This is a genomic window from Paenibacillus lutimineralis, assembly GCF_003991425.1.
Classification (GTDB): Bacteria; Bacillota; Bacilli; order Paenibacillales; family Paenibacillaceae; genus Fontibacillus; species Fontibacillus lutimineralis.
This window is the reverse complement of record NZ_CP034346.1, coordinates 6,306,672-6,327,755: the sequence shown is the minus strand read 5'-3', so window position 1 is coordinate 6,327,755 and position 21,084 is coordinate 6,306,672. Positions and strand designations below refer to the sequence as shown.

The window sequence follows — 21,084 nt, the reverse complement described above, 5'->3', positions numbered from 1 at the left end:
TAATGAAGTGGAGAAAATTATTGAAGTACGGGGCATTAGCAAGGTGTATGGGAAAAGAAAAACGAAAGAGAAGGTGCATGCCGTTCGTGATGTATCTTTTCATGTGAATCGAGGAGAGGTCCTCGGTTTATTAGGGCCCAATGGCGCTGGGAAAACATCAACGATAAAGATGCTCTGTGGCTTGTTAGATGCGGATGCTGGTTCTATACATATTAATGGCTTAGATATTGGTAAGAAGAGACTTAAGGCACTTGAGCATATTAGTGCTGTATTGGAGGGGAACCGAAATTTATATTGGCGTCTCACCGTCCGAGAAAACTTAGAATATTTCGCAGGTAACCGGGGCTACTCTCGGAAGCAAATCGCCGATCAAGCGGATAAATTATTAGAGCAATTCAACCTTAAAGAAAAGGAGAATGAGCTTGTCAATGGATTATCGCGGGGGATGCAACAAAAGCTGGCCATCGCTGTAGCACTCCTGGCTAATACGGATGTCATCTTGCTGGATGAGCCAACTCTAGGTTTGGATGTTGAGGTTAGTTATGAATTGCGTAACATTTTAAAAACGATAGTTAAGGAAGAAAAACGCACGATTATTATTAGTTCCCATGATATGCCCGTTGTACAGGAGCTGTGTGACCGAGCCATTATCATTAATAAAGGTGAAGTCGTGATTGACGACAGGGTGGAGAATTTATTGAAGTTATTTGAGACAAGGGCATATTCAATTAAGTTGGGTGAGAAGTTAAGCGTAGAACAGGAGAATAAACTAACAAGTAGATTTCCTTTAAGTACCTATAAAGCAAGCTCTCATGAAACCATCGTGGAAGTGAATTTAGAGCATGGCCAGGACATCTACGAATTGTTCGATCTTCTGAAAGAGGAAGGAACTATGGTGGAGAGTATTGATCGTATAACGATCGATTTTGAACAAGTGTTTATTCAGATAGTAAAGGGAGGGATGACTAGTGAAATGGCTCCACTTGTTCAATGCTAATTTTCGTAAGGAATATATTGAGATGAAACGTTATCTACCGAACACTATTGCGTTAGTGGTTACTTTTTATATTATATTTCTGGCTGCATTTTTTGGAATTATGTTCATAGGAGATCCTGCCAGTTTTGAGATGAATGTTCAATATTCCATTGTAAGTGTAATGTTCTGGAGCTTAACGATGATGACGATGAACTTTATTGGTTATTCGGTAGTAACAGAAGCGACGCGTGGCACATTAGAACAGATATATATGTCCCCAAGGGGCGTGTGGAAAATAATGCTCACGAGGATCATCGCCCAATTTGGCTTACAGTTTGTTATTATGGTCATCTTGCTTTTTGGTGCAATGCTAACCTCCGGCCAGTGGCTGAGCCTTAATCCTATGACAACAATCCCGATTATTCTAGTTACTATAGTAAGTATGATAGGTATCAGCTTTATGATTGCTGGTTTAGCTATTATCGTAAAGCAAATTCAAGCATTTTTACAGATTTTTCAATTTGTTTTGATGGGGCTTGTATTTGTTCCTTTAACTGCAGCTCCGTTTCTAGCATTCGCCCCATTCGTTCAAGGTGTGAATATGGTAAGAACCGTGATGATAGAGGATCTGACGTTGACCCAATTACCTTTGTCAGATTACGGGGTTTTATTATTAAATTCGCTAGTATATTTGATTCTTGGACTCGTTGTTTTTCATCGCTGCGAGAAAATAGCCATGAAAAAAGGTCTTCTAGGGCAATACTAGTGTACTGTCATTATGAGTGACGGAGAGAATGCAGAAGATGTGGAATAGTTCAAAAGAGGGTGTCCCGAAGTCCTAAGATGACGGAGAGACACCCTCTTTTCACATGAGGAAGTGAATCGAGCACATTTCCAGAATTCAGGTAAAAAGTAGGTGGATTCAGGACAAACGTTCACTATAATGGAAATAAGATACATACGAGTCATTTTCGCAACTATGACCCATAGTGATGAATCCGAAATTTAAAAACGGAAAGGGGGCAATGGTTATGAAATCGACGCAAGAAATTGAGGAGCTGGCGGCAGAGATCGCTGGTGCAGCCAGAATGTCTTTTCGTACTCTTTTTGAAAATGGCGAGCGTTTCTATTACTGCACCCTATTTACTACTGAAGAGGGACATGCGCCAAGCATTTCCGCTTGGTCATGGGAGGCCTTGGAGAGGGAAGCGGCCAGGCAAGGAGACGAAAGCGACACGCCGGAATCAACGATTGAGGAACTCATCAAATGGTCCTATGCCGATTCGCCCTATTGTTGTTTCAGGGATGAGAACTTCGATGACGTTAAACAATTGTTTATGGAGCGCCCTTCCATTGCGGAGCTTGAGGCTGACGAAAGGAATCGTGAGTTTGAGTTGAGGCTGAAGGCCTTGGAGCTGGCGATGAAAATGCTCGATGATGAAGGCGTGTTTGCCTTGAATCAACCACGGGAGTCGATATGCGTTCTTGTCGAGGTCATGCCGCCGGATGAAATCAATACCGAAATCGCTCTGCGTTTGAATCGGGCAGAGTCTCCGGCTATGAAGCATGGTTGGCGGAAGCGGCGGAGTAAGAGTGCCACGATAGATGAATACACTCTGACTTATTAGGCGGTGGAATAAATGGATAGATTAAAACACAGCGGATTCTATAAACTTAAATTCTTTATATCACCAGAGGAATTTAAGGATGTTTTAAAACTTTTCGAGCAGAAACAAGCACAATTTAGTCTTACTAATTATGCTCAGACAAAACATGACCAAACACAAGTGTATGAGACTTATGAAAAGTTCTACCAATATTTCATAACGCAAGAAAAGCCCGATTACCACCCTTTTTTTGTATATTCTATTTCTGTTACTGCTGATAAAGAAAGTTCTGGATTCTTTGTAAGAAACGAAAGTATCAGGTTTCCATATCTCCGACAATGGGCAGAAGATGAATTGCCATATATCATGTTTTCCTTACCGAAAGGTTTTCAAATTGATTTGGAGGACGAAAAAGGGAAGTATTATATTTACGAGGATATTCGGGAACATCAGCCATTAACGTATACGTTTTTTAACGAAGTAGCAAACAATATTAAAAAAATCACAACACCGCTTCGTTTTTTTGCACATGCGGAAGATGCATTGCAAGAGCAAAAACCACCTGTTCGCATAAGCAAAGCTGCGATGAATGATATGATGGACTCTTGGATTTTTAAGAAATATAAGCTTGTCACGAATAATAAGTAGGGTATTGCAGACTTCTGCTCGAGGGCAAATAGGAGGTTACGAATGCGCAAGAAATGGAAAAGAAAGATTCTGATCAATAATCCTGTTGCGCTGGACCGGGTACAGATCAAGCAGGATTTGCGCGACGGTAACCAAGTGATTGTCCAGTTCTCTCACCCGGATTTTTATGCCTCCATTTTGGAGGAAGTAGATGAGCTTTGCGCGCGTTTGGATGAGAACTTCGGAGTACGTTTCTACGGGCATTACTCCCTCTCGTTTGATGGTCGTGTGCTCCTGAGGATTCCCAATGTCAAAATGCTGCATCTTAATAGTCTCGTCCAGGCACATAACACAGATACATTGGCCAGGCTGGAACATTTGCACAGTCTGAATCTGGGCATACATGAGCTGGAGAATTCAGATATTTTGGGAATAGACTCACTGCGCTCTTTAAGAGATTTAGTCATTATCTCGGATAAAAAGATTCTCAACCTGCAATATTTCAAAGAGTTCTCTCATCTGGAACATTTGCATGTTGGGGGCAAGGTGAAAAACCTGGATGAGATAGGCTATCTGGAAGATTTGAATTACCTAGCGCTACATTCCATTAGTAAATTACCGTTACATTTTATAAACCGATTGAAGAAGTTGAAGCATCTTCGCATTTTGCTTGGAGGGCGAGAGCATATTCAGGAAATCGAAGAGAATGAAATCGCCGACTTGGAGATTTGTAGAATCCGGGGTTTTCATGACCTGAGCAATATTACGAAATTCCGAGCGTTGACGAGCCTTAAGATAGAGGACCAAGCTAGACTGCAGGGAATCGGCTTTGATCGTGGGATGGAGGCGCTGGAGGAGATAACCATTTCTAATTGTAAAGGTTTGGCTCGTTTGTCGGGGATGGAGCGGTTGCCGTCGCTGCGCAAGCTCCGCATTTTTAAAACGGCCATCGATTTTGATACCTTCATCCGGCAAAAGCTTCCGAGTGCATTGTCCGAATTGGAAATCACAACCACCAAAAGCAAAGTAGATCAAGAAATACAAGACTCCTTATTCAAGTTGGGTTTTCAAAAATGGAGCATCTAAACCAAGGGTAGAAGAAAGGATGACGGAAATGCCAATTCATAACCAAGCTCACCCTTCTGATTCCGTTAGAGAAAACGGTTGTTATCCCATTGACCTGACGGGTCCTCGCAGCCACACTCTTGTCATTCGGCCCGGTGTGGGGAGCCTATCTATCGGACCTTCGCAATTAGGGAAAAAGGCGGACCTTCATGTCGCGCCAGACGCAAGGATTGATTGGACCGTTTTCGATGCCTTTGCCACGCCGGCGGGCTCGCCCTGGCCGCGATTTCTGCACTATTCAGGCAGTGATGCGGGATTCTTGGATTGGGCGCAGACACGTCCCATTGAAGAGATGACGTGGGCTCCAGTCCTATCTGCCGATACGGTGGTAGACGCCAGTCAGTCCATTTTACATAGCTTTCATATCGAGCTGGGCCAGTCCGGAGGGTGCCTGAGCTTGATGCTTCCGAAGAGGCCTTTCCGCCTGCACGTGTCCGGCGATCTATCACGCTTCTCGGCTACTGGCGATATGCCGTCTTCTCTGACACTAGCGCCGCGCACCAGCCGACGCAAGAATGATCCTCCTTTCAAGCTGCCCGATCTGGGTGAATTGCACCAGGTGACTAGCCTGACGCTGGAAAATACGCCGCTGGGACAGCCCATCTCGCTGGACTGTCTAGATCGGTTCCCCAACCTTGACTCACTGAGTTTGTGGGGGAACTTCTGTGACATGGACTTGTTGGCTCGCTATGCCCGGTTAACGAATCTGGAGCTGCGCTTCATGCCTGATTTGCAGGACTTGCCCCCCTTGGACACATGGCCGTTGCTCAACAGATTTATCGCCTACAATGTGGAAGAGACCACGGGCAAGCGCTTAAGGCAGCAAATGAAAACACGCGCCAAAACACGTCCATGGGCCGGGCATGCTTCGGTGAGCCAATTGCGAAAGCCTGAGTGGTGGACGACCGAATTTGGCCGCCCGTTTGCGTCCTGGCCTAAACGTCTGGCCAAACTGGCTAACGAAGCTTACAAAGTTGCACAGGCATCCTTGGCCCAGGCCCGCAGCTTCGCCGATGCCGAGGCAGCCATTACCGCTTTCACCGTACGTTTCAATACCCTCAAAGGCATCGAAACCACTGAAAGAGAAGACCTTGGCGAAGCAGTATGGCAACTCAGCCAGTCCGATCACCTGATTGGCCAGCCTATAACGGAGGAGATGGCCGGGCGCTGGTTCGATGCAGCTCGCGATTACTGATTAAAATGTGTTCATGAACGGGTACTGGAAACAGCCAAATTACAAATTGGAAAGGAGTGTTGACCGGTGATCACCGTTTATGAGGAACAGCGGAAAGGAGCTGTAGCAGACACGATCGAGCATTCTCATGCATCGCTTGACACGTGCCTGGAAATCATTCGGCGTATGGATGGCTTTACACGCAGCCAGGTCACGGTTCGGTACATGGAGAACATGATCATGATCGGCGGCGGCAGTCACGAGTTCATCGTTACTGTGGAGACCGACGCTGCGATTTACAATCTTCTCGGCCCACTGGAGGAAGAAGACGAGCTTGTTGAGATTACAGTAGGCGGCCAAGCCTGTGAATTTCCCCAGAAGTATATCATTAGCCTTGAGCTTATTGAATCTGCACTCCTGCAATTAATAGAAGGCACAACTGCCGAACTAGACTGGGAAATTATTGATAAATAAGTACCTTATCATGGAGTCATTGGGGAAGGAGGTTACATATGAAAAATGCGTTAATGGATCAGGGGGATCGTATATGATCCTTCGTTTGTAGGTTTTCTGGTGCAATTGATCAACGAACGAGTATTTCACAAAAAACCCCAGTTAGACTGGGGGATCAGGAAAGCTTATAGCTATGAATAGTCATCCTCTTTAGGACTCACTGCAACTTCGTTCAGTAAAAAGTTCCTCTATCGCTTTACAAAAAGAGGGCTAGCGCTGTGCGATCTCTACAGCTTCTTCTTCCGTCAACGCATAGCGGTACAGCTGAACCTCGTCGATAAGTCCGTTCGGCGTGGAGGGCGAGTTATGACCGACTGTCAGTGACAACTTGTTCGATATGTCGCCTCCGAGAAGCGATGTATTTTCTCCGACCAATATTCCGTCTACGTACAGCTTCAGTCCCGTGTCCCGGTCGGCTACAGCGGCGATATGATGCCACTTGCCGTCTGCATACGCCTGGGCCGATTGCACGGCATCGGCGGTGCTGCCGTAGTCGAGCCAGAAACGAATCGTACCGTTGCTTTCGATCCGTAGGGCATAGGATGCGTTCGTATCTCCTTTATTTACGATATATCCCGATGTTCCGGAAACGTCAGTTTTAAACCATGCGGTTAGACTGAAATCCCGGTCAGTGCCGAAGTCGTAGGCACCGGAATCCGGATCGCCCAGCTTGACGAATTGTCTGCTTCCCGAGAGTTGGACGGCTCCTCCCGATTTGCCCGCGGGACTGCGCGCCGCGCCGTTCAGCAGCATCCCGTATTCGTAATCGCTTACGTCGTTGGCCGTAACAATGCCGCTTCCCGCAGTCGGCTCATCAAAGCTCCAGCTGCCGACAACACCACCAAGACCGAGTACCTCAAATTCATCCAGGACGTAATTGTATAGCTTTACCTCGGCAATCAGTCCCTTCAGCGTCAAAGCTGAATCGGTACCGATCGTCAGCGGTAGGGCGCTGGATATGCTTCCTCCCAACATGGTGGACGATTGCGCGACGAGCGCTCCGTCAACGTAAAGCCGCAGTCCGGCATCGCGGTCCGCCGCGCCGACGACATGATGCCACTTGCCGTCCGCAAAGGAAGCGGGAGACTTTACATAGTCGAACGTGCTGCCGTAATCGAGCAGGAACCGGAGCGCTCCGTCCGCTTCGAAACGGAGCCAGAAGGAGCCGTTCGTATCGCCTTTGTTCACGATATATTGGATCGAACCGGTATGGCTTGTCTTGACCCATGCTGAGACGCTAAAGTCCTGCGTCGCGCCGAAGTCAAACGAGCCGTCCGCAGGATGGCCGAGGTTGATGTGATCGCCGGCTTTGGCAAAGCTCAGCGCCGCGCCGAAGCGTCCTTCCGCTCCGGGGACGGCACCTGTGATCGAGCCGTCATGCCCTGCACCCGATGTATCGGTGGCCGTTGTTCCGGCCGTTTCGTTCAGCGGCCAGCTCCCGAGCAAGGACTGGTTCCACCATATACGCGACACGATGGTGCTGTTAGGCTGAAGCGACTTCCATTCATTGCTCGTAACGATGCTCAGCTCCGGCGTGACGTTCAGCGTGCCGAAGTTTCCAAGCTGCGCGCGGTCAGTCGTGTTCGGCATCACGTTGCGCTCTGTTTCCTTCTTCAGCTTGAGCGTCACTGGATTCACCTCCGCCATCCAAAGAGGCGACCGATAACGAAACACATCCGAATTGACGGCGTCCTGCCGGGTATATACGAGATACAAGCCGTCCGGACGTGTAATCCAATGCATCTGCGTATTCATGCTGCCGGAGACGGGGGTGCCATCCTCCCACTGCAGATCGACGGCAGGCTGCCAGACGATTCCGTTCGCACTCTTAGCCAAGCGGTTGTTCGTGTCATCCCTGCTCGTTAGGAAGTATTCACCGCCGAACTCGGTCAGCGAAGCCTCGATACCTGAGCGATTACCGTGTGATCCGGTGTTCGAAACTGTGCCGCTTATGCTCTCGTATGTCAGCGAGGTCCCGTCGAAGGAGGCGGTCACGACTTGCAGCGCGCCTGAGCCGGAGATCGAGTGGATCGGCCACAGCACCTTGCCGGTCCGCTCGTCTATGTACGGGTAGGAGCTTCCCGCATGACCGAAGACTTGTGGCCAATCGAAGAGCTGCCAATCTGCGCTCCAGGCTCCTGTTGTCGGATCGTAGACGGCATAAGCGGGATAGGTTTGCTTTTTGGCGTAATTGGCGTCGTACGACTGAGCCATACCAAGCAGCAGAATTTTGCCGGATGCGGCGTGATAGACAGGGACGGGATCGATCAGCATGCCCATGTAACCGTTTGGAAGCATCCTCCAATTGTATTGCGGAATAACGGTGTAGGGCGTCCAGCTGTCCCCAAGATCGCTGCTGATCGTGTAGGCGATGTCGAAAAATACGTCGGAGTGGTTGTCGTTCAAATCCTTGGACGCCGTGCACAAAATCACCGGAGCGCTATCTTGGCCCTGGCCCGGCAGGGTGGCACAGCGCGTATGGGACCACCAGAAATCGTTGGTGCCGTCATTGGCATAGATCCGTTTCGGATCGACGCGATAACCAGAAGCGGCAGCAGGAAGCGCCAAAGCGGCCATAAGGCAAACGAGCATTAAACAAGAAAAGGCTTGTTTCAAGGGAATCATCAGCTCCTTGGATATAGAATATAAAGCGTTTACATAAAAGATCATACCAAATCGACTCTTTCCGACCTATTGGACAGAGTCTAGATTTGGTAGATTATTTTAACGTATCGAGCGGTAATGCGATCAAGTTTCGCGGTTGCGGTATTCGGTCGGAGTCAGGCCTGTTCTTTTTTTGAACAGACGGCTGAAATATTTCTCGTCCTGATAGCCGGAGCGGAGCGCCACCTCATAGGTTTTCAGGGAGGTTTCCGCAAGGAGACGCTTCGCTTCGGCAATCCGTATTTCGGTCAAGTAGTCGGACAGGTTGACGCCTTCGACCTGCTTGAACAGAAAGCTGAGGTAGACGGGAGATAAGTAGACTTCCTGTGCTGCTGTCTCCAGCGTGACATTCTCCTGGAAATGCTCCTCGATGAATCGCTTAGTCTTTTCCACGATCGCATTTTTGCCGACTTTACGCAAATCGAGGGTCCGCCGTAGAAGTGCGTCCAGATAACGGCGCATCTCTTCAGAGAGCTGCTCCAGCGTCGACGTCTCGAAGAAACGGGTAATCTGCCCGGCGGGAAGCAGCTCGTCGAGCGCCAGCTTCGGGTGTATGGCCGCTAACGAGTCGGCAGTTGCCACCATGTGCTGGAGGGCGATGGATTTGGTCACCTGCACGGGGTAGTCGCTGCTCTTCAAATGCCGGACAAAGTCGTCCAGCCAACATGCAAGCTGCTCAGGATTACCGATTTTGAGCGCAAGCTGAAGCGCTTCGTCAACCGGAGTGGAAGCCGGGAGCTTCTGATTCGGGGAGATAGCATTTTCCCATTCCAGATCCTCGACAAACACGATCTCGTTCGGACCGGTATAGTATTTGTACTCCAGCGCCGTCCGGGCCGATTGATAGAGGCCTTTGCCCTCGTTATTGAGGCTCATCCCATGTACGGATACCCCGATCATGACCATATAGCGGAGCGCCCCGCGCAGATTGTACGCCAGTCGGTGCAGATCGTCGCGAAACCGCGCCTTGTCGGCCAGCGTGACATTGGCCAGCAGAACGAACCGGTTGTGGCCGGGGCACATCAAAAATTTGTCAGGCCATGCTGCCAGCGTCTCCTTGGCAATATTCATCACGGCGAAGTTCATCAGCTGCTGATCCTCGTAAGAGTAGTCTTTCGGAAAGTCCGGATCTTCCTCCAGCTCGATGACCGCCAGATAAACGGGGCCGATCCGTAAGGGAATGTGCAGAAACTCGGTTTTCTCCGCAAATAGATCGTCGTTGAAGCTAGCTCCTTCTAGTAGGGAGGTAAGGAAGCGGAAGCGGATCAGCGGCAGATGGTCCTTGAGCTGACTTTTTAGCTTCTGCTCCTCTTCCCATTGCTGCTTGACCGACACGACAACATTCAGTAGCTGTTCGAGATCCGGCGGCTTAAGTAAATAATCAATGGCGCCCAGCTTGATCGCCTGCTGTGCGTAGGTGAACTCATCGTGTCCGCTTAATATGACCGATTTGACAGGCAGCTCCCACGCATGGATTTCCTCCAGCAATTCCAAGCCGGTTTTACCCGGCATCCGGCAATCCAGCAGCAGCAGATCGGGCTTGTCTCGCTTAATTAGTTCCAGCGCTTCTTCTCCGTTGTCCACGGGCGGCAGCCATGTAAAACCGTGCTCCTCCCATGGAATGAGGGCCCGTAGAGCTTGGGGCACGATGGGCTCGTCGTCAATGACCATGATTTTCATAGAGTAACCTCCATTGGTTATCGTCAGATATGAGCGGAATGACCAGCAGAACACGTGTGCCGTCTCCAGGTTCGCTCTCGATACGCAGAGCGTATTCAGGCCCGAACATCATCGTCAGCCTTTCGTTGACGTTGCGAATGCCGTAGCCGGTGCCGCCAGCTTTGCCGCTGATCGCATCCGTCGCCTGGTTTGTTCCGTCGTCACCGGACAGCAGCGAGTTTGCCAGCTCTGGACTCATTCCGCAGCCGTCGTCTTCGACGACGAATTCCACTCTCTGCCCGTCAAGCTTTCTTCCTCTGATCAACAGCGTTCCGGGCCGTTCCCGTTTCATATTGAAGGCGTGCAGGATGGCGTTTTCCGCCAGCGGCTGCAGCAGCAGCTTCATCGTATAATAGGGCAATATGTCCGGGTCGATCTCGTAACGGGGAACAAACCGGTTCGGGAAGCGGGCATGCTGTATATGGATATAGGCCTTAACCTGGCTTAGCTCCTGGCGGATCATATAGTAATCCTTGCCCTTGTTCAGGGAAAGTCGGAACAGCTCGGCCAGCGATTGCGTCACCTGGGCCGTATTATCGTCTCCGTTCATCTTGGAATTGAGAAAAATATAGTCCAGCGTATTGTACAGAAAATGCGGTTCAATCTGGGTCTGAAGCGTCTTAAGCTCGATCATCTTTTGTTTTGTCTGACTGATGTATACTTTCTGGATGAGACTGTTCGTTTCGATGACCATATCATTGTACTTTTGGGTAAGCAGGCCGATCTCGTCGCGCGAGGTGACCTCGACTTTCTGGTTGAAGTCGCCCCGCTTGAAGTTGTTCATGGAGCGAAGCAACTTCTTGATCGGCCTTGTAATGCTGCGGGACAGGAATACCGAGCAGAGTCCGACTAGGGCGAGCAGCGATAACGACAGCGCCAGGGTCACATTTAGCATGATGCGGTGTTCACTTTGGATGATTTCCAGCGGCGTGAGGCTCACGATGTTCCAATTATAAGGTTCCACGACCGTGCTGGCGACGGAATAACGCTTCCCGTTGATATTGTAGATCTCCGAATGTGTCTTAAGTGAAAGCTGCCGCTTTAGCCCCAGGTCGTCCGTCAGTGTTTTTTTCAACTCGATGTTCTGGCTCTTGCTCGATACGAGATTGTAGTTGTCATCAAAAATAAAGATGTTGGACGAGCGCACAATCTCGATGTCCTGAATGATATTGCCGATTGCGTCACGGTTTACACCCATAAACAGCAAGCCAAGCTTGTTGTCCGGGTCATATAAATCGACGATCCGCCGTCCGATCATTATTTCATTGTAGCTGTGACCGTACGTAAAGAGGGAGGTGCTGGAATACGTCCAGAACGCCTCTCCGTCCCGGGAAGCAACGGCGGTGTAAAGCGGCATCTCGATGAAGTCGGTATATGGGATGACCTGCCGGAAAAATTCACTGAAATCGCGGTATAAAAACCCGTTTTGCCCGTAGATGACAAGGAAACTGACATATTTTTTGGCGGTTTTGATATTGTCGAGATAAGCGAGTGCAGCAGCCTGCTCAACGTTAACCGGTCCGTTAAAGTCCCGGCTGAGCAGGCTTTGTAAGCTGACGTTGTTCATAATGTAAGAGGTGATGTCGCCGGCATCGTCCAGCATCAGCTTGATGTTGTTGCCGATCAGGCGTACCGTCTGAGCTTGGTTTTGCTCCGTCTCCTTCTCCAGAGAGGAAGTAGCGGTGCGAAACGAGAAGAAGCCAAGCGTTAACAGCGGAATAAGGACGAGCAGTACAAAGGATACGAACAGTTTGGTCTGCAGCTGTCTAAATACGAACATAGAATGCCTCCAGCAGGCGGCGTTGATTGAGCCGCATAGAAAATGGGATTTGAAAGCGTTTTATATTGTTACATTAGCAAACCCTTTCTCTGCATTCAATACGGGGAAGGGCGATGGCAACCAGTTCCTTGACGGAATCCACCAAAACTTGAAATTGCCGCATTGTTGAGCTTCGGATCCGCGGGTAAGATGGGATTGTGCACAAGCAAGACAAGTCGAAACGGGAGGATGATGAAGACATGCGTAGGGGGAAAAAAAGATTCGGGCTCGGTACGGTTATCGTTGCGCTGTCACTGCTGGTGAGCGGATGCGGAGCATCTGGCGGGAATACCGCGGGAGAGAACGGAAGTGGAAGCGAGCCGCCATCGACGGCTGTTAGCGGAGAGGCCATCGATTGGAGCACGGTCAAGGCTGACATCCGGTTCGTCTATCCGGGCACTTCGGAGGCGGAGAAAGAACTGGCTGAACAGTTCAAGGCGAGAATGAAAGAGAAATACCCGAACGTCAATATCGAGTATATGTATTTGTCGTGGGCGGATATGGAGAAAAAGCTGTCCGTCATGCTGAATTCTGGCGACGTCCCGGATCTCACGCAGACGCAGGACGTCACCAATTTAGTTCGGCTGAACGGCCTGGAAGACCTGACGCCCTACTTCGAGCAAGAGGGCGAGCAACTGAAGAAGGATGATTTTCTGCCGGGTACGATGGAATATGCCCAGGAGGACGGTAAGCTGTACGCTGTGCCGAATCTGGCTAACTCCTTCACGTTGATCGTCAATGAGCAAATGCTGAACGAAGCGGGCATGAAACTGGAGGACTTGCAAACGTGGGAGGACGTTGAGAATGCTGCCAAAGCGATGACGAAGGATGGCAAGTACGGTTTCGGCTATCCGCTTGGAACAGCCCGATTCGCTTTCCGCGTACCGTTCACAGCCGCATATAGCAATGATCTGCTACTGAGTGATACTTCAGATGAGAGCAAAAGCAAATTCCTGGAGACGCTTCAGCATTTTAAAAATCTGGAGCCTTATCAGCCGAAAGCGCATCTGACTTGGGGCTACCCGGAAATGTTCCGCGCTTACAGCAATGGCGAGGTCGGAATGATTGCGGCTGGAACGTTCTTTACGGCCAACGTATACAGCATCAACCCGGATATCGTCAACGTCTCCCGAACGATTGCGTATCCGAAGGGACCTTCTGGCACGGCGGCCAAAGCGCCGGTATCGAATGTCGGCATCGCGATGTTCAAGGACAACAAAAACAAGGAGGTCGCTTGGAGACTGATGCAGGAATGGTCATCCCAGGAATTCAACAGCACGGCGGCATCCGTCGTCAACGTAACGGCGATCAAAAGCACGAGCCTAGACGAAATAATCAAGAAGTCTGAAAAAATATATCCGAAAGCGATCGAGGGCCACAAGACAATGCTGAACGATTTCAGTAAACTGCTCGCTGAATCCGGTGTTCCGATGGACAAAATTCCGGGGCAAAGCGAGATGGAAGTGATCGTTCAGGAACAGATGGCCAAGCTATTGAACGACAAAGTGACGGTTGAAGAGGCATATGCCGCCATGAAGGACGGAATTGACAAAATCAAGGCCAAACTTGAATAGGCCGGGACTCCCGTGGAGTTGCATGGCGAACCGTAGCGGCTCCACCTGATGATATGAGACCGAAAGAAGGAAAGGAAGCGGAAGAAATGTCCGACATACTGAGGCTAGATAAACAGGATCCGCTGCTCAACCGGCAGCGGGGACGCGTTTCGGCGTTTTTTCGGGAATTCGGCTTCGGGTATTTTTTGCTGGCGCCCGTCGTCCTTTACATTGTTGTGTTTCAATTTTATCCGCTTGCGGAAACGATCCGGCTGAGCCTGTACGATTACTCGCTTATCTCCGGACGGGGCATGTCGTTCAACGGCTTCGGCAATTACAAGGAACTGCTCATGAACGACGTAGCCTTTTGGCGCATTTTTTGGAATAGCCTCATCTGGGTGCTCGGGTCCACTGCGCTGCAATTCGCGATTGCGATCCCAGCCGCAATTATTTTGTTCAGCAAGATACGGTTTAGAGGGCTATGGCGCGGATTGATGATGGTTCCATGGGTATCGCCCGTCGTCATTATCGGCATCGTCTGGAAGTGGATTTACGACGGTCATTACGGGTTATTTAACCATTATTTGAAAATGGTTCACCTTATTTCAGAGAATATCGTCTGGCTTGGAGACGAACAACTGGTCTGGCCCGCACTGCTGCTCACGTCAGCGTGGAAGGGATTCCCCTATATTACGCTGATGATGTTGTCCGGGCTCACGGGTATCTCTAGGGAGATGATCGAAGCGGCTCATATGGATGGAGCCTCCGCGTGGCAGCGGTTTACACGGATAACGCTGCCGATGCTGAAGCCGATCATGTACGTGACAGGGCTTGTCAGCATTGTCTCCTCCTGGACCAAATTCGAAATGATATGGGCTCTGACGAACGGTGGCCCGGGGTATGCAACCAGTATTTTGCCGACGTACTTATATACGAATTCATTCGTCTATTTCGACCTTGGCAAAGGTTCGGCAATCGCGACGCTGTCGATGGGGATGGTATTGATTCTGGTCGTCATTTATTCGCGCCTGTTCGGCCGAAACCAGGAATAGACGTTCAAGTAATGATAGCATTCGCGTTTGACGCGATGTTCGAACGAGTCTTGGTCTGGCTCGCACAATGCAGGGCCACTAACAACGTTGTATGATTCGAGGTGCGACTTATGAAGGAGTCCTTTACTCAAAAAACGGCGAATTATGTCTGGCTGGCGCTATTGATGATATTCACGTTGCTGCCGTTCGCCTGGCTGATCGTCACGACGCTGAAGCCGGATACAGAAATGTTCTCAACGGTACCGACCTGGATCGTGGACAATTTAACCTGGGAACATTACCGCTGGGCGCTTGGTGATGCGGGTTTGCAGCTGCCCCGTCTGCTGCTCAATTCGATTATCGTGTGCGGCATTACCGCGCTGATTACGGGAGCCGTTGCCTGTATTAGCGGCTATGGTCTGGCCCGTTACAAGGTACCGGGCGTCGGCCTGGTCGTCGTGCTGATCGTGCTGGCTCAGATGATTCAAGGACCGCTGATCATGATTCCGTGGTACAAAATGGCAGCGGCGTTCTCGCTGCTGAATACGAAAGCGATTTTGGTGATGATTTACGGGACACTAACGATACCAGTCGGGGTGTGGATTATGAGTGGGTTTTTCCGCACAATACCGACCGAGCTGGAGGAAGCTGCGGCGATTGACGGCGCGGGTAAGTGGCGGACGTTGTTTACGGTCATCATTCCGCTTAGCCTGCCGGGACTGGTGTCGATCACGCTTTATGCATTCATTCTCGGCTGGAATGACTATCAGTACTCGCTTATTTTAACCAGTTCCATTGATGCGAAAACCGTTCAGGTCGGCATTGCCGAATTGATGGAAAGCATGGGCTCGACCAACTGGGGCGGATTGCTCGCAAATGGGGTTATCGTGATTTTGCCGATTATCGTGATTTTCGCATTTATTCAGAAGTATTTGATCGAGGGAATGACAGCAGGGAGCGTAAAAGGTTGACAGCCTTACAAAAAAGGAGCCGATAGAGATGACAAAACCGCATGATTTCAAAGGAGTGTATACTGCGCTGATTACGCCGATGCACGAGGACGGCAGTATCGACCGCGAGTCTCTGGCCCGTCTGGTCTGGCATTTGCAGGCCCAGGGGATTAAAGGGTTTTATGTGGGTGGAAGCACTGGTGAGGGCTTCATCCTGAGTACAAAGGAGAGGCAGGAGGTGTTGGAGACGGTCGTCCGCGCGGCGGAAGGGAAGTCAACGATAATCGCCCACATCGGATCAATCGGTACGGAAGCTTCGATCGCGCTGGCGCGTCATGCTGAGCGGCAGGGCGTCGATGCTATGTCGGCGGTGGTGCCGTTTTATTACAAAACGACGGTAGAACAGATCAAGGAGCACTATAACGCAATTATGGCCGCCGTCCCGCTGCCGATGCTTATCTATCACTATCCAGGAGCAACAGGAGTCCAGCTGTCGATGGATTTCTACGAGGAGATGGCGCGGCATTCCCAATGCATCGGCGTCAAATTCACCTCGCTCAATCTGTTCGAGATGCAACAAATTCGTGCCCGCTGCGGAGACCGCTTTTTAATCTTCAACGGGCATGACGAGGTGTATGCGGCCGGCGCTCTCACTGGAGCTGACGGCGCTATCGGCAGCACGTACAATATGATGGCTCCGCTGTTCATCCGGATGTTTCAAGAGGCCGAGAGGGGCGGCTGGTCGAAGCTTCCGGCACTCCAGGCCGAGGGTAACGAGGTGATTGCGCATATGGCGCAATTCGATGTGATCCCTTACGAGAAGTATATATGCTATGCACAGGGCATTATCCGGTCGCCCAGAGCAAGGCAGCCGCTAAAGCAGCTGACGGATGTAGAGACAGCAGTGATTCGGACGTTTTATGAAAAGACTGTTGTTTTGAAGGCATCCGCTTATCAAGGGTAATGGCTTGGCAAGACGAAGAATAATCCCGCTTCTTTACGAAGCGGGATTGTTTTATTCGGATCAATAATATAGGTAGAAAAGATGTGTTCGAGCTGTGGATAAAAGTGTAAGATGGATGAAGATTACGTGAAGCGGAAAAACGTCCGAATACGACGGCGAGGGCTTGAACGGCAGCTGATTCGAATTCATGGCAGGGAGGACGATTACCCTATGAAAGATGCGTTAATGGAGAGATTAAAGACTTTTCTCCTTCGGGAAGATAATAGAACACTAGTAGGTATTCCGGCGAGCCAAGAGGAAATTGTTAAGGCCCAGCAACAGCTGAATGTAAACTTTCATGAGGATTACATACACTTTATCAAGACGTTTGGGGGAGCATATGCAGGTCTTGCGATACATGCATTCTCTAATGGCTCTAGTCTCGGAAATGAAACGGTAGTCGATTTGACACTAGATTTCCGAGAGCAATTCAATGAATTTTCTTTTGCAGAGGTATTACGAACTGGTTATGTTATCTCCATGGACGGGTCCGGTGATCCGATTATCATTAATCAGGCAGGAAAGGTTGTCATCTGTTATCACGATTCCGGGGAGATCAAGTTATTAGCGGATTCATTCGAGGAAATGATCGAGGAAAATTTTTATGAATGGTAGGGGATATTTATGTACATCGTATCTCGGCAAAAGCCGCTGTCCGAGGGCCAGAACCAAATGCTTGAGAAGGAAGACGCCGCTATTTATCCACCAGGCTACCTTCGGTTTCTGCAGCGATTCGGTGAAGGGACTTACAGAGGGTGGATCAATGTCCAATTGCCTGATGTGGAGGTACTAAAACCTTTTGCCGAGTACGGGTTATGGGAGTGTGACGAAGACAGCCCCATTACTGAGCAACAGATCAGCGAGTGTATCGCTATAGGCACAACGGTGGATGGCGATTTTCTGGCAGTGCATCCCCAGATAGCTGGGCTGCTCTGGCTGCCTCGGCATGCGGAGTACATAAAGGCCATTTCGCTGCAGGCACGGGAGCAGGGAGACGAAGGGATGTACGCCTTGGTGCTAGACGAAATATACTGTCAGGTATATGGAAGCAGCCAAGAGGAAGCCGTCTATTATGAACCGTGGACGGGCACTCGGAGCCATCTCTTTTTGCGTTTGCCACCAGGGCAGGATCAGCTTTCGCTGCCCGAGCTAGCCGGAATGTGCCAAGCGGATTTTCCACCGGATTTGTCCATTGAGACCCCATATGCTTGCTTCCTGTTTTATCAGCAACTGGGTGGCTATGTACGATTGAATTATGCTTATCAGCAAGAGGTGGCCGATTTCTATGAACAGTATGCACAACAGGCGTTTGCCGTTATAGAGCAATGGCTCTTGTCAAAAGGGTGCGAAACGATTTCATAATATAATAGATATTTCGGTATTCCTCAAGTGCGAAAATGAATTCAGGTAGGAGTGGTATTGGATGATCGTTCTGAAAGATATTGGGAGGTTCGGGGAGCTACCAGAAATCGCAATGCATATTTACAAAGGAAATATTCCGGCTTTACACGCGGCAATTGCAGCAGGCTGGGACATTGAGGATGGCATCGTACTTAGCAAATATACCACGTTAAGTCCATTGGATCTGGCGCTTGTATCGGAGAGAATGGATGTAGTAAAGCTGCTGGTAGAGTACGGCGTCAACCTGAATGCCAATCTTAATCCGGCTTTTTTACGAGCTGTTCGCTATTGCAAGGAGGACATCGTTCGCTACATTGTAGCGCAAGGAGCCAAGATGGACAAGCTCAATCAAGTTGGGTCAGGCGCATATTCACAGGCCTACTATGGCAACAAGAAGAATATCCCGCTTATTCATGAGCTGGGATTAGATATTAAGCTGCATGGCGGCGCTGTATTGCGTCAAGCCGTATCGAACCATGACTATAAGGCACTCACGTATTTGCTCGATCATGGGGGGGACATCAATTACAATAAACCGGATATGGTCTATCCTTACCAAGCGACTCCGTTAACCGTGGCAGCGCGTATGGGTAATTTGGCCATGGTCAAATTTTTGATTGAACACGGCGCGGACGTTACGTTAGCGGAAAAGGACGGCGAGAGACCGTATACTATTGCAGTCAGCAGTAAGAACACAGTCTTGGCTGACTATTTGAGATCGCTGGAGCCGGTTGACTTTCATAATGTGGAAAACAAAAAGTATGAGCTGAAAAAATACAAATTAACTGATGAACTGGTCGGTTTTCTTACTGGAGACAAGCTCCGCCTTGAGTTGGCGCAAAATGAATATAAAATTGGTTATATCGACTTTTTCACATTGACCGATACGATTGAGATGAAAGTCGGCCGGCAAAAGCTACTGCGTCTATCCGCCGATATCGACAATTACTCCGATCTGCAGCTAGTTTGGAATTCGAAGAAAAAAGGTCTGATAGGTTGTTATGACGTGGAACATCAGACTTATGCGGATTTATGCAGCTTTTCAGAGTTCCTCGCGCAGCCCGAAATGTACCTCATAAAGTTTCTTGAGGGAGAGTTGTAAAATGCCGTGTGGTGAAACTTGTTAAGAAAATCTGCTATAATGTCGACACTAAGATGAGGAGTGAATTTACTCTAACATAAGGATGATCTGCATATGAAAATTTTATTAGTCGAAGATGATAAGACGATCGCGTCAGGTCTGGAATATTCACTGCAGCAAGATGGTTATAGGGCCGTTCTATGCCATGATGTCGCCTCAGCCAAAAAGGTGCTCGCCGAGGACATCGATCAGTTCGCTTTATGCCTGTTCGATTTACAGCTTCCGGACGGGAGCGGTTATGAATTGTGCAAGATAGTGAAAGAGCGGCGAGACATTCCGGTCATCTTCTTAACGGTGATCGACGATGAGGTCAATGTCGTGATGGGACTCGATATGGGAGCCGACGATTACATTACCAAACCTTTTCGAGTTCGTGAGCTTCTCTCCCGGATCAAGTCCGTCTTGCGGAGATACCAGAAGCCGTCCCAAGCTAGAGCAATCATCGATATCGACAATGTTCGAATCAATACACTGGAAGGCAAAGTGCATAAAAACGGCGCCGAAATTCCGCTGACCGCCTTAGAATATCGCTTGTTGCTGATCTTCGGCAATCACGTTGGACAGGTCCTCACAAGGAATCAGCTTTTAGAGCAAATCTGGGACGTGGCCGGTGAATTCGTGAACGACAATACGTTAACGGTGTATATCAAAAGGCTGAGGGAGAAGTTGGAGGATGATCCTGGGCATCCGACTTTGATCAAAACGGTACGCGGTTTAGGCTATAAGGTCGGTGATTAGATGCTGCGTAATCGGGAATTTCAAATGTTATTACTCGTCATGAGCTCGATCGGCATAACGGCGACCGTGGTTGCTGCTTTCTTTTCGTCCGTCGCGGCGATATTCGTGTTCATTGTTTCCATGCTGCTTATAGGCACGAGTCTGTTATTCACGAGATGGAGATATCGTGAGTTAGCGAAGCTCTCCAGATATTTACGTGAAATAAGCAACGGCAATGATTCCCTTGATGTTCGCGATAACCAAGAAGGCGAGCTAAGCATTTTAAAGAATGATATTTACAAAGTAACGCTTATGCTATCGGAACACCGGTCGCTATTGCAGCGGGACAAAATTCAACTAACGGATGCCATATCCGATATTTCGCATCAACTCAAAACACCGCTCACCTCCATGACGGTGATGGCGGATTTGTTAAGCGCCCCTGACCTGCCTCCGGCCAAAAGAACGGAGTTCACCCATCATATTCGCATCCAGCTTGAACGCATCGACTGGCTTGTTTCTTCTTTATTAAAGCTATCGAAAATGGACGCGAAGACCATCCAATTCAGAAAAGATCAAATCCCCCTGAGAAACCTGATCCAAAAGGCATTAGAGCCGGTTATGATTCCGATGGATATTAAGGGACAGACGGTCTCCATCGCGGGCGATGACGACGTCTCTTTTGTCGGAGATTTTAATTGGACTGCTGAAGCGGTCATCAATATTTTGAAGAACAGTGTGGAGCATACACCTGAAGGCGGAACGATCGACATCACATTTTCCGAAAATGCGTTATTTACAGAGATCGTCATTGCTGATAACGGAAAAGGCATTCCGAGAGAAGATTTGCCTTATATTTTTAAACGTTTTTACAAAGGAAAGAACGCTAGCGAAGGGAGCATCGGTATAGGGCTTGCGATGGCTTACAGCATCATTGCCAGCCAGAACGGCGTGATCGATGTGACAAGCGACAGCGAGAAGGGTACGCAGTTTCGGATTAAATTTTATAAGCACGTGATTTAGCTTAAGTGACTGAATTGTCACCTCCATCGTCACTGGAAAGT

21 protein-coding genes are annotated in these 21,084 nt (G+C 49.3%); 18 read left to right on the top strand and 3 right to left on the bottom strand.

All coding sequences use genetic code 11. The features are described 5' to 3' along the window. Positions 1–7: 7 nt before the first annotated feature. From EI981_RS28095 to EI981_RS28065, 7 genes are all read left to right on the top strand, one after another. Positions 8–997 carry an ABC transporter ATP-binding protein gene (locus EI981_RS28095; protein WP_127003926.1) on the top strand — a complete coding sequence of 330 codons (990 nt, stop codon included), beginning with the start codon at positions 8–10 and terminating at the stop codon, positions 995–997. Next, the gene (locus EI981_RS28090) at positions 969–1,742 is read left to right on the top strand and encodes an ABC transporter permease (RefSeq protein ID WP_127003924.1); all 774 of its coding nucleotides are present in this window, start codon (positions 969–971) and stop codon (positions 1,740–1,742) included. The genes EI981_RS28095 and EI981_RS28090 overlap by 29 nt, the downstream gene beginning before the upstream one ends. A 265-nt stretch (positions 1,743–2,007) precedes the next feature. Further along, a complete protein-coding gene (locus EI981_RS28085; protein WP_227011618.1) occupies positions 2,008–2,604 on the top strand; it encodes a DUF4303 domain-containing protein in 597 nt (198 codons plus the stop codon). Between the two features lie 12 nt (positions 2,605–2,616). Beyond that, positions 2,617–3,231 (top strand): hypothetical protein, encoded by a 615-nt coding sequence (locus EI981_RS28080; protein ID WP_127003922.1) that lies wholly within the window; start codon positions 2,617–2,619, stop codon positions 3,229–3,231. A gap of 42 nt (positions 3,232–3,273) precedes the next feature. Beyond that, the gene (locus EI981_RS28075) at positions 3,274–4,296 is read left to right on the top strand and encodes a hypothetical protein (protein WP_127003920.1); all 1,023 of its coding nucleotides are present in this window, start codon (positions 3,274–3,276) and stop codon (positions 4,294–4,296) included. A gap of 28 nt (positions 4,297–4,324) precedes the next feature. Next, positions 4,325–5,530 carry a hypothetical protein gene (locus tag EI981_RS28070; protein WP_127005093.1) on the top strand — a complete coding sequence of 402 codons (1,206 nt, stop codon included), beginning with the start codon at positions 4,325–4,327 and terminating at the stop codon, positions 5,528–5,530. Positions 5,531–5,596: 66 nt separating this feature from the next. Then, positions 5,597–5,983: a hypothetical protein gene (locus tag EI981_RS28065; protein WP_127003918.1), complete on the top strand. Its 387-nt coding sequence runs from the start codon at positions 5,597–5,599 to the stop codon at positions 5,981–5,983. A gap of 249 nt (positions 5,984–6,232) precedes the next feature. Here EI981_RS28065 and EI981_RS29165 read toward each other — a convergent pair whose 3' ends face one another. Next, entirely contained in the window at positions 6,233–7,612 is a 1,380-nt protein-coding gene (locus EI981_RS29165; protein WP_162616296.1) for a LamG domain-containing protein, read from the bottom strand. A gap of 91 nt (positions 7,613–7,703) precedes the next feature. On the opposite strand from EI981_RS29165, the gene EI981_RS29160 reads away from it, so the two are divergent. Further along, complete coding sequence (locus tag EI981_RS29160; RefSeq protein ID WP_162616295.1) at positions 7,704–8,096, top strand: hypothetical protein; 393 nt, start codon at positions 7,704–7,706, stop codon at positions 8,094–8,096. A gap of 11 nt (positions 8,097–8,107) precedes the next feature. Next, positions 8,108–8,617, top strand: a complete 510-nt coding sequence (locus tag EI981_RS29155; protein WP_162616294.1) for a hypothetical protein — start codon at positions 8,108–8,110, stop codon at positions 8,615–8,617. A 153-nt stretch (positions 8,618–8,770) separates the two neighbouring features. Here the strand turns inward: EI981_RS29155 and EI981_RS28055 are convergent, their stop codons facing one another. After that, positions 8,771–10,366, bottom strand: coding sequence for a response regulator transcription factor (locus tag EI981_RS28055; RefSeq protein ID WP_127003914.1), 1,596 nt, complete (start codon positions 10,364–10,366; stop codon positions 8,771–8,773). Continuing rightward, the gene (locus EI981_RS28050; RefSeq protein WP_127003912.1) at positions 10,347–12,185 is read right to left on the bottom strand and encodes a sensor histidine kinase; all 1,839 of its coding nucleotides are present in this window, start codon (positions 12,183–12,185) and stop codon (positions 10,347–10,349) included. Before EI981_RS28050 ends, EI981_RS28055 begins: the two co-directional genes overlap by 20 nt. 239 nt (positions 12,186–12,424) lie before the next feature. On the opposite strand from EI981_RS28050, the gene EI981_RS28045 reads away from it, so the two are divergent. The 9 genes from EI981_RS28045 to EI981_RS28005 all read left to right on the top strand — a co-directional run bounded on the left by EI981_RS28045 (position 12,425) and on the right by EI981_RS28005 (position 21,043). Next, a complete protein-coding gene (locus tag EI981_RS28045) occupies positions 12,425–13,798 on the top strand; it encodes an ABC transporter substrate-binding protein (protein WP_127003910.1) in 1,374 nt (457 codons plus the stop codon). 53 nt (positions 13,799–13,851) lie between these two features. Continuing rightward, positions 13,852–14,829 (top strand): carbohydrate ABC transporter permease, encoded by a 978-nt coding sequence (locus tag EI981_RS28040; RefSeq protein ID WP_127003908.1) that lies wholly within the window; start codon positions 13,852–13,854, stop codon positions 14,827–14,829. 110 nt (positions 14,830–14,939) lie between these two features. Beyond that, positions 14,940–15,779, top strand: coding sequence for a carbohydrate ABC transporter permease (locus tag EI981_RS28035; RefSeq protein WP_127003906.1), 840 nt, complete (start codon positions 14,940–14,942; stop codon positions 15,777–15,779). 28 nt (positions 15,780–15,807) lie between these two features. After that, on the top strand, positions 15,808–16,722 hold the full coding sequence (locus tag EI981_RS28030) for a dihydrodipicolinate synthase family protein (protein WP_127003904.1): 915 nt from the start codon (positions 15,808–15,810) through the stop codon (positions 16,720–16,722). Positions 16,723–16,932: 210 nt separating this feature from the next. After that, positions 16,933–17,376, top strand: a complete 444-nt coding sequence (locus tag EI981_RS28025; RefSeq protein ID WP_127003902.1) for an SMI1/KNR4 family protein — start codon at positions 16,933–16,935, stop codon at positions 17,374–17,376. Between the two features lie 9 nt (positions 17,377–17,385). Beyond that, entirely contained in the window at positions 17,386–18,123 is a 738-nt protein-coding gene (locus EI981_RS28020; RefSeq protein ID WP_127003900.1) for a hypothetical protein, read from the top strand. Between the two features lie 61 nt (positions 18,124–18,184). Next, the gene (locus tag EI981_RS28015) at positions 18,185–19,264 is read left to right on the top strand and encodes an ankyrin repeat domain-containing protein (RefSeq protein ID WP_127003898.1); all 1,080 of its coding nucleotides are present in this window, start codon (positions 18,185–18,187) and stop codon (positions 19,262–19,264) included. Between the two features lie 93 nt (positions 19,265–19,357). Beyond that, positions 19,358–20,041: a response regulator transcription factor gene (locus tag EI981_RS28010; RefSeq protein ID WP_127003896.1), complete on the top strand. Its 684-nt coding sequence runs from the start codon at positions 19,358–19,360 to the stop codon at positions 20,039–20,041. After that, positions 20,042–21,043 (top strand): sensor histidine kinase, encoded by a 1,002-nt coding sequence (locus EI981_RS28005; protein ID WP_127003894.1) that lies wholly within the window; start codon positions 20,042–20,044, stop codon positions 21,041–21,043. Positions 21,044–21,084 lie beyond the last annotated feature (41 nt).

Coding starts and splice junctions, on each gene's coding strand:
- EI981_RS28010 (WP_127003896.1), top strand. CDS start 19,358: ATGAAAATTTTATTAGTCGAAGATGATAAGACGATCGCGTCAGGTCTG.
- EI981_RS28080 (WP_127003922.1), top strand. CDS start 2,617: ATGGATAGATTAAAACACAGCGGATTCTATAAACTTAAATTCTTTATA.
- EI981_RS28045 (WP_127003910.1), top strand. CDS start 12,425: ATGCGTAGGGGGAAAAAAAGATTCGGGCTCGGTACGGTTATCGTTGCG.
- EI981_RS29155 (WP_162616294.1), top strand. CDS start 8,108: ATGACCGAAGACTTGTGGCCAATCGAAGAGCTGCCAATCTGCGCTCCA.
- EI981_RS28015 (WP_127003898.1), top strand. CDS start 18,185: ATGATCGTTCTGAAAGATATTGGGAGGTTCGGGGAGCTACCAGAAATC.
- EI981_RS29165 (WP_162616296.1), bottom strand. CDS start 7,612: ATGCCGAACACGACTGACCGCGCGCAGCTTGGAAACTTCGGCACGCTG.
- EI981_RS28070 (WP_127005093.1), top strand. CDS start 4,325: ATGCCAATTCATAACCAAGCTCACCCTTCTGATTCCGTTAGAGAAAAC.
- EI981_RS28025 (WP_127003902.1), top strand. CDS start 16,933: ATGAAAGATGCGTTAATGGAGAGATTAAAGACTTTTCTCCTTCGGGAA.
- EI981_RS28030 (WP_127003904.1), top strand. CDS start 15,808: ATGACAAAACCGCATGATTTCAAAGGAGTGTATACTGCGCTGATTACG.
- EI981_RS28005 (WP_127003894.1), top strand. CDS start 20,042: ATGCTGCGTAATCGGGAATTTCAAATGTTATTACTCGTCATGAGCTCG.
- EI981_RS28035 (WP_127003906.1), top strand. CDS start 14,940: ATGAAGGAGTCCTTTACTCAAAAAACGGCGAATTATGTCTGGCTGGCG.
- EI981_RS28050 (WP_127003912.1), bottom strand. CDS start 12,185: ATGTTCGTATTTAGACAGCTGCAGACCAAACTGTTCGTATCCTTTGTA.
- EI981_RS28040 (WP_127003908.1), top strand. CDS start 13,852: ATGAGACCGAAAGAAGGAAAGGAAGCGGAAGAAATGTCCGACATACTG.
- EI981_RS28075 (WP_127003920.1), top strand. CDS start 3,274: ATGCGCAAGAAATGGAAAAGAAAGATTCTGATCAATAATCCTGTTGCG.
- EI981_RS28085 (WP_227011618.1), top strand. CDS start 2,008: ATGAAATCGACGCAAGAAATTGAGGAGCTGGCGGCAGAGATCGCTGGT.
- EI981_RS28020 (WP_127003900.1), top strand. CDS start 17,386: ATGTACATCGTATCTCGGCAAAAGCCGCTGTCCGAGGGCCAGAACCAA.
- EI981_RS28055 (WP_127003914.1), bottom strand. CDS start 10,366: ATGAAAATCATGGTCATTGACGACGAGCCCATCGTGCCCCAAGCTCTA.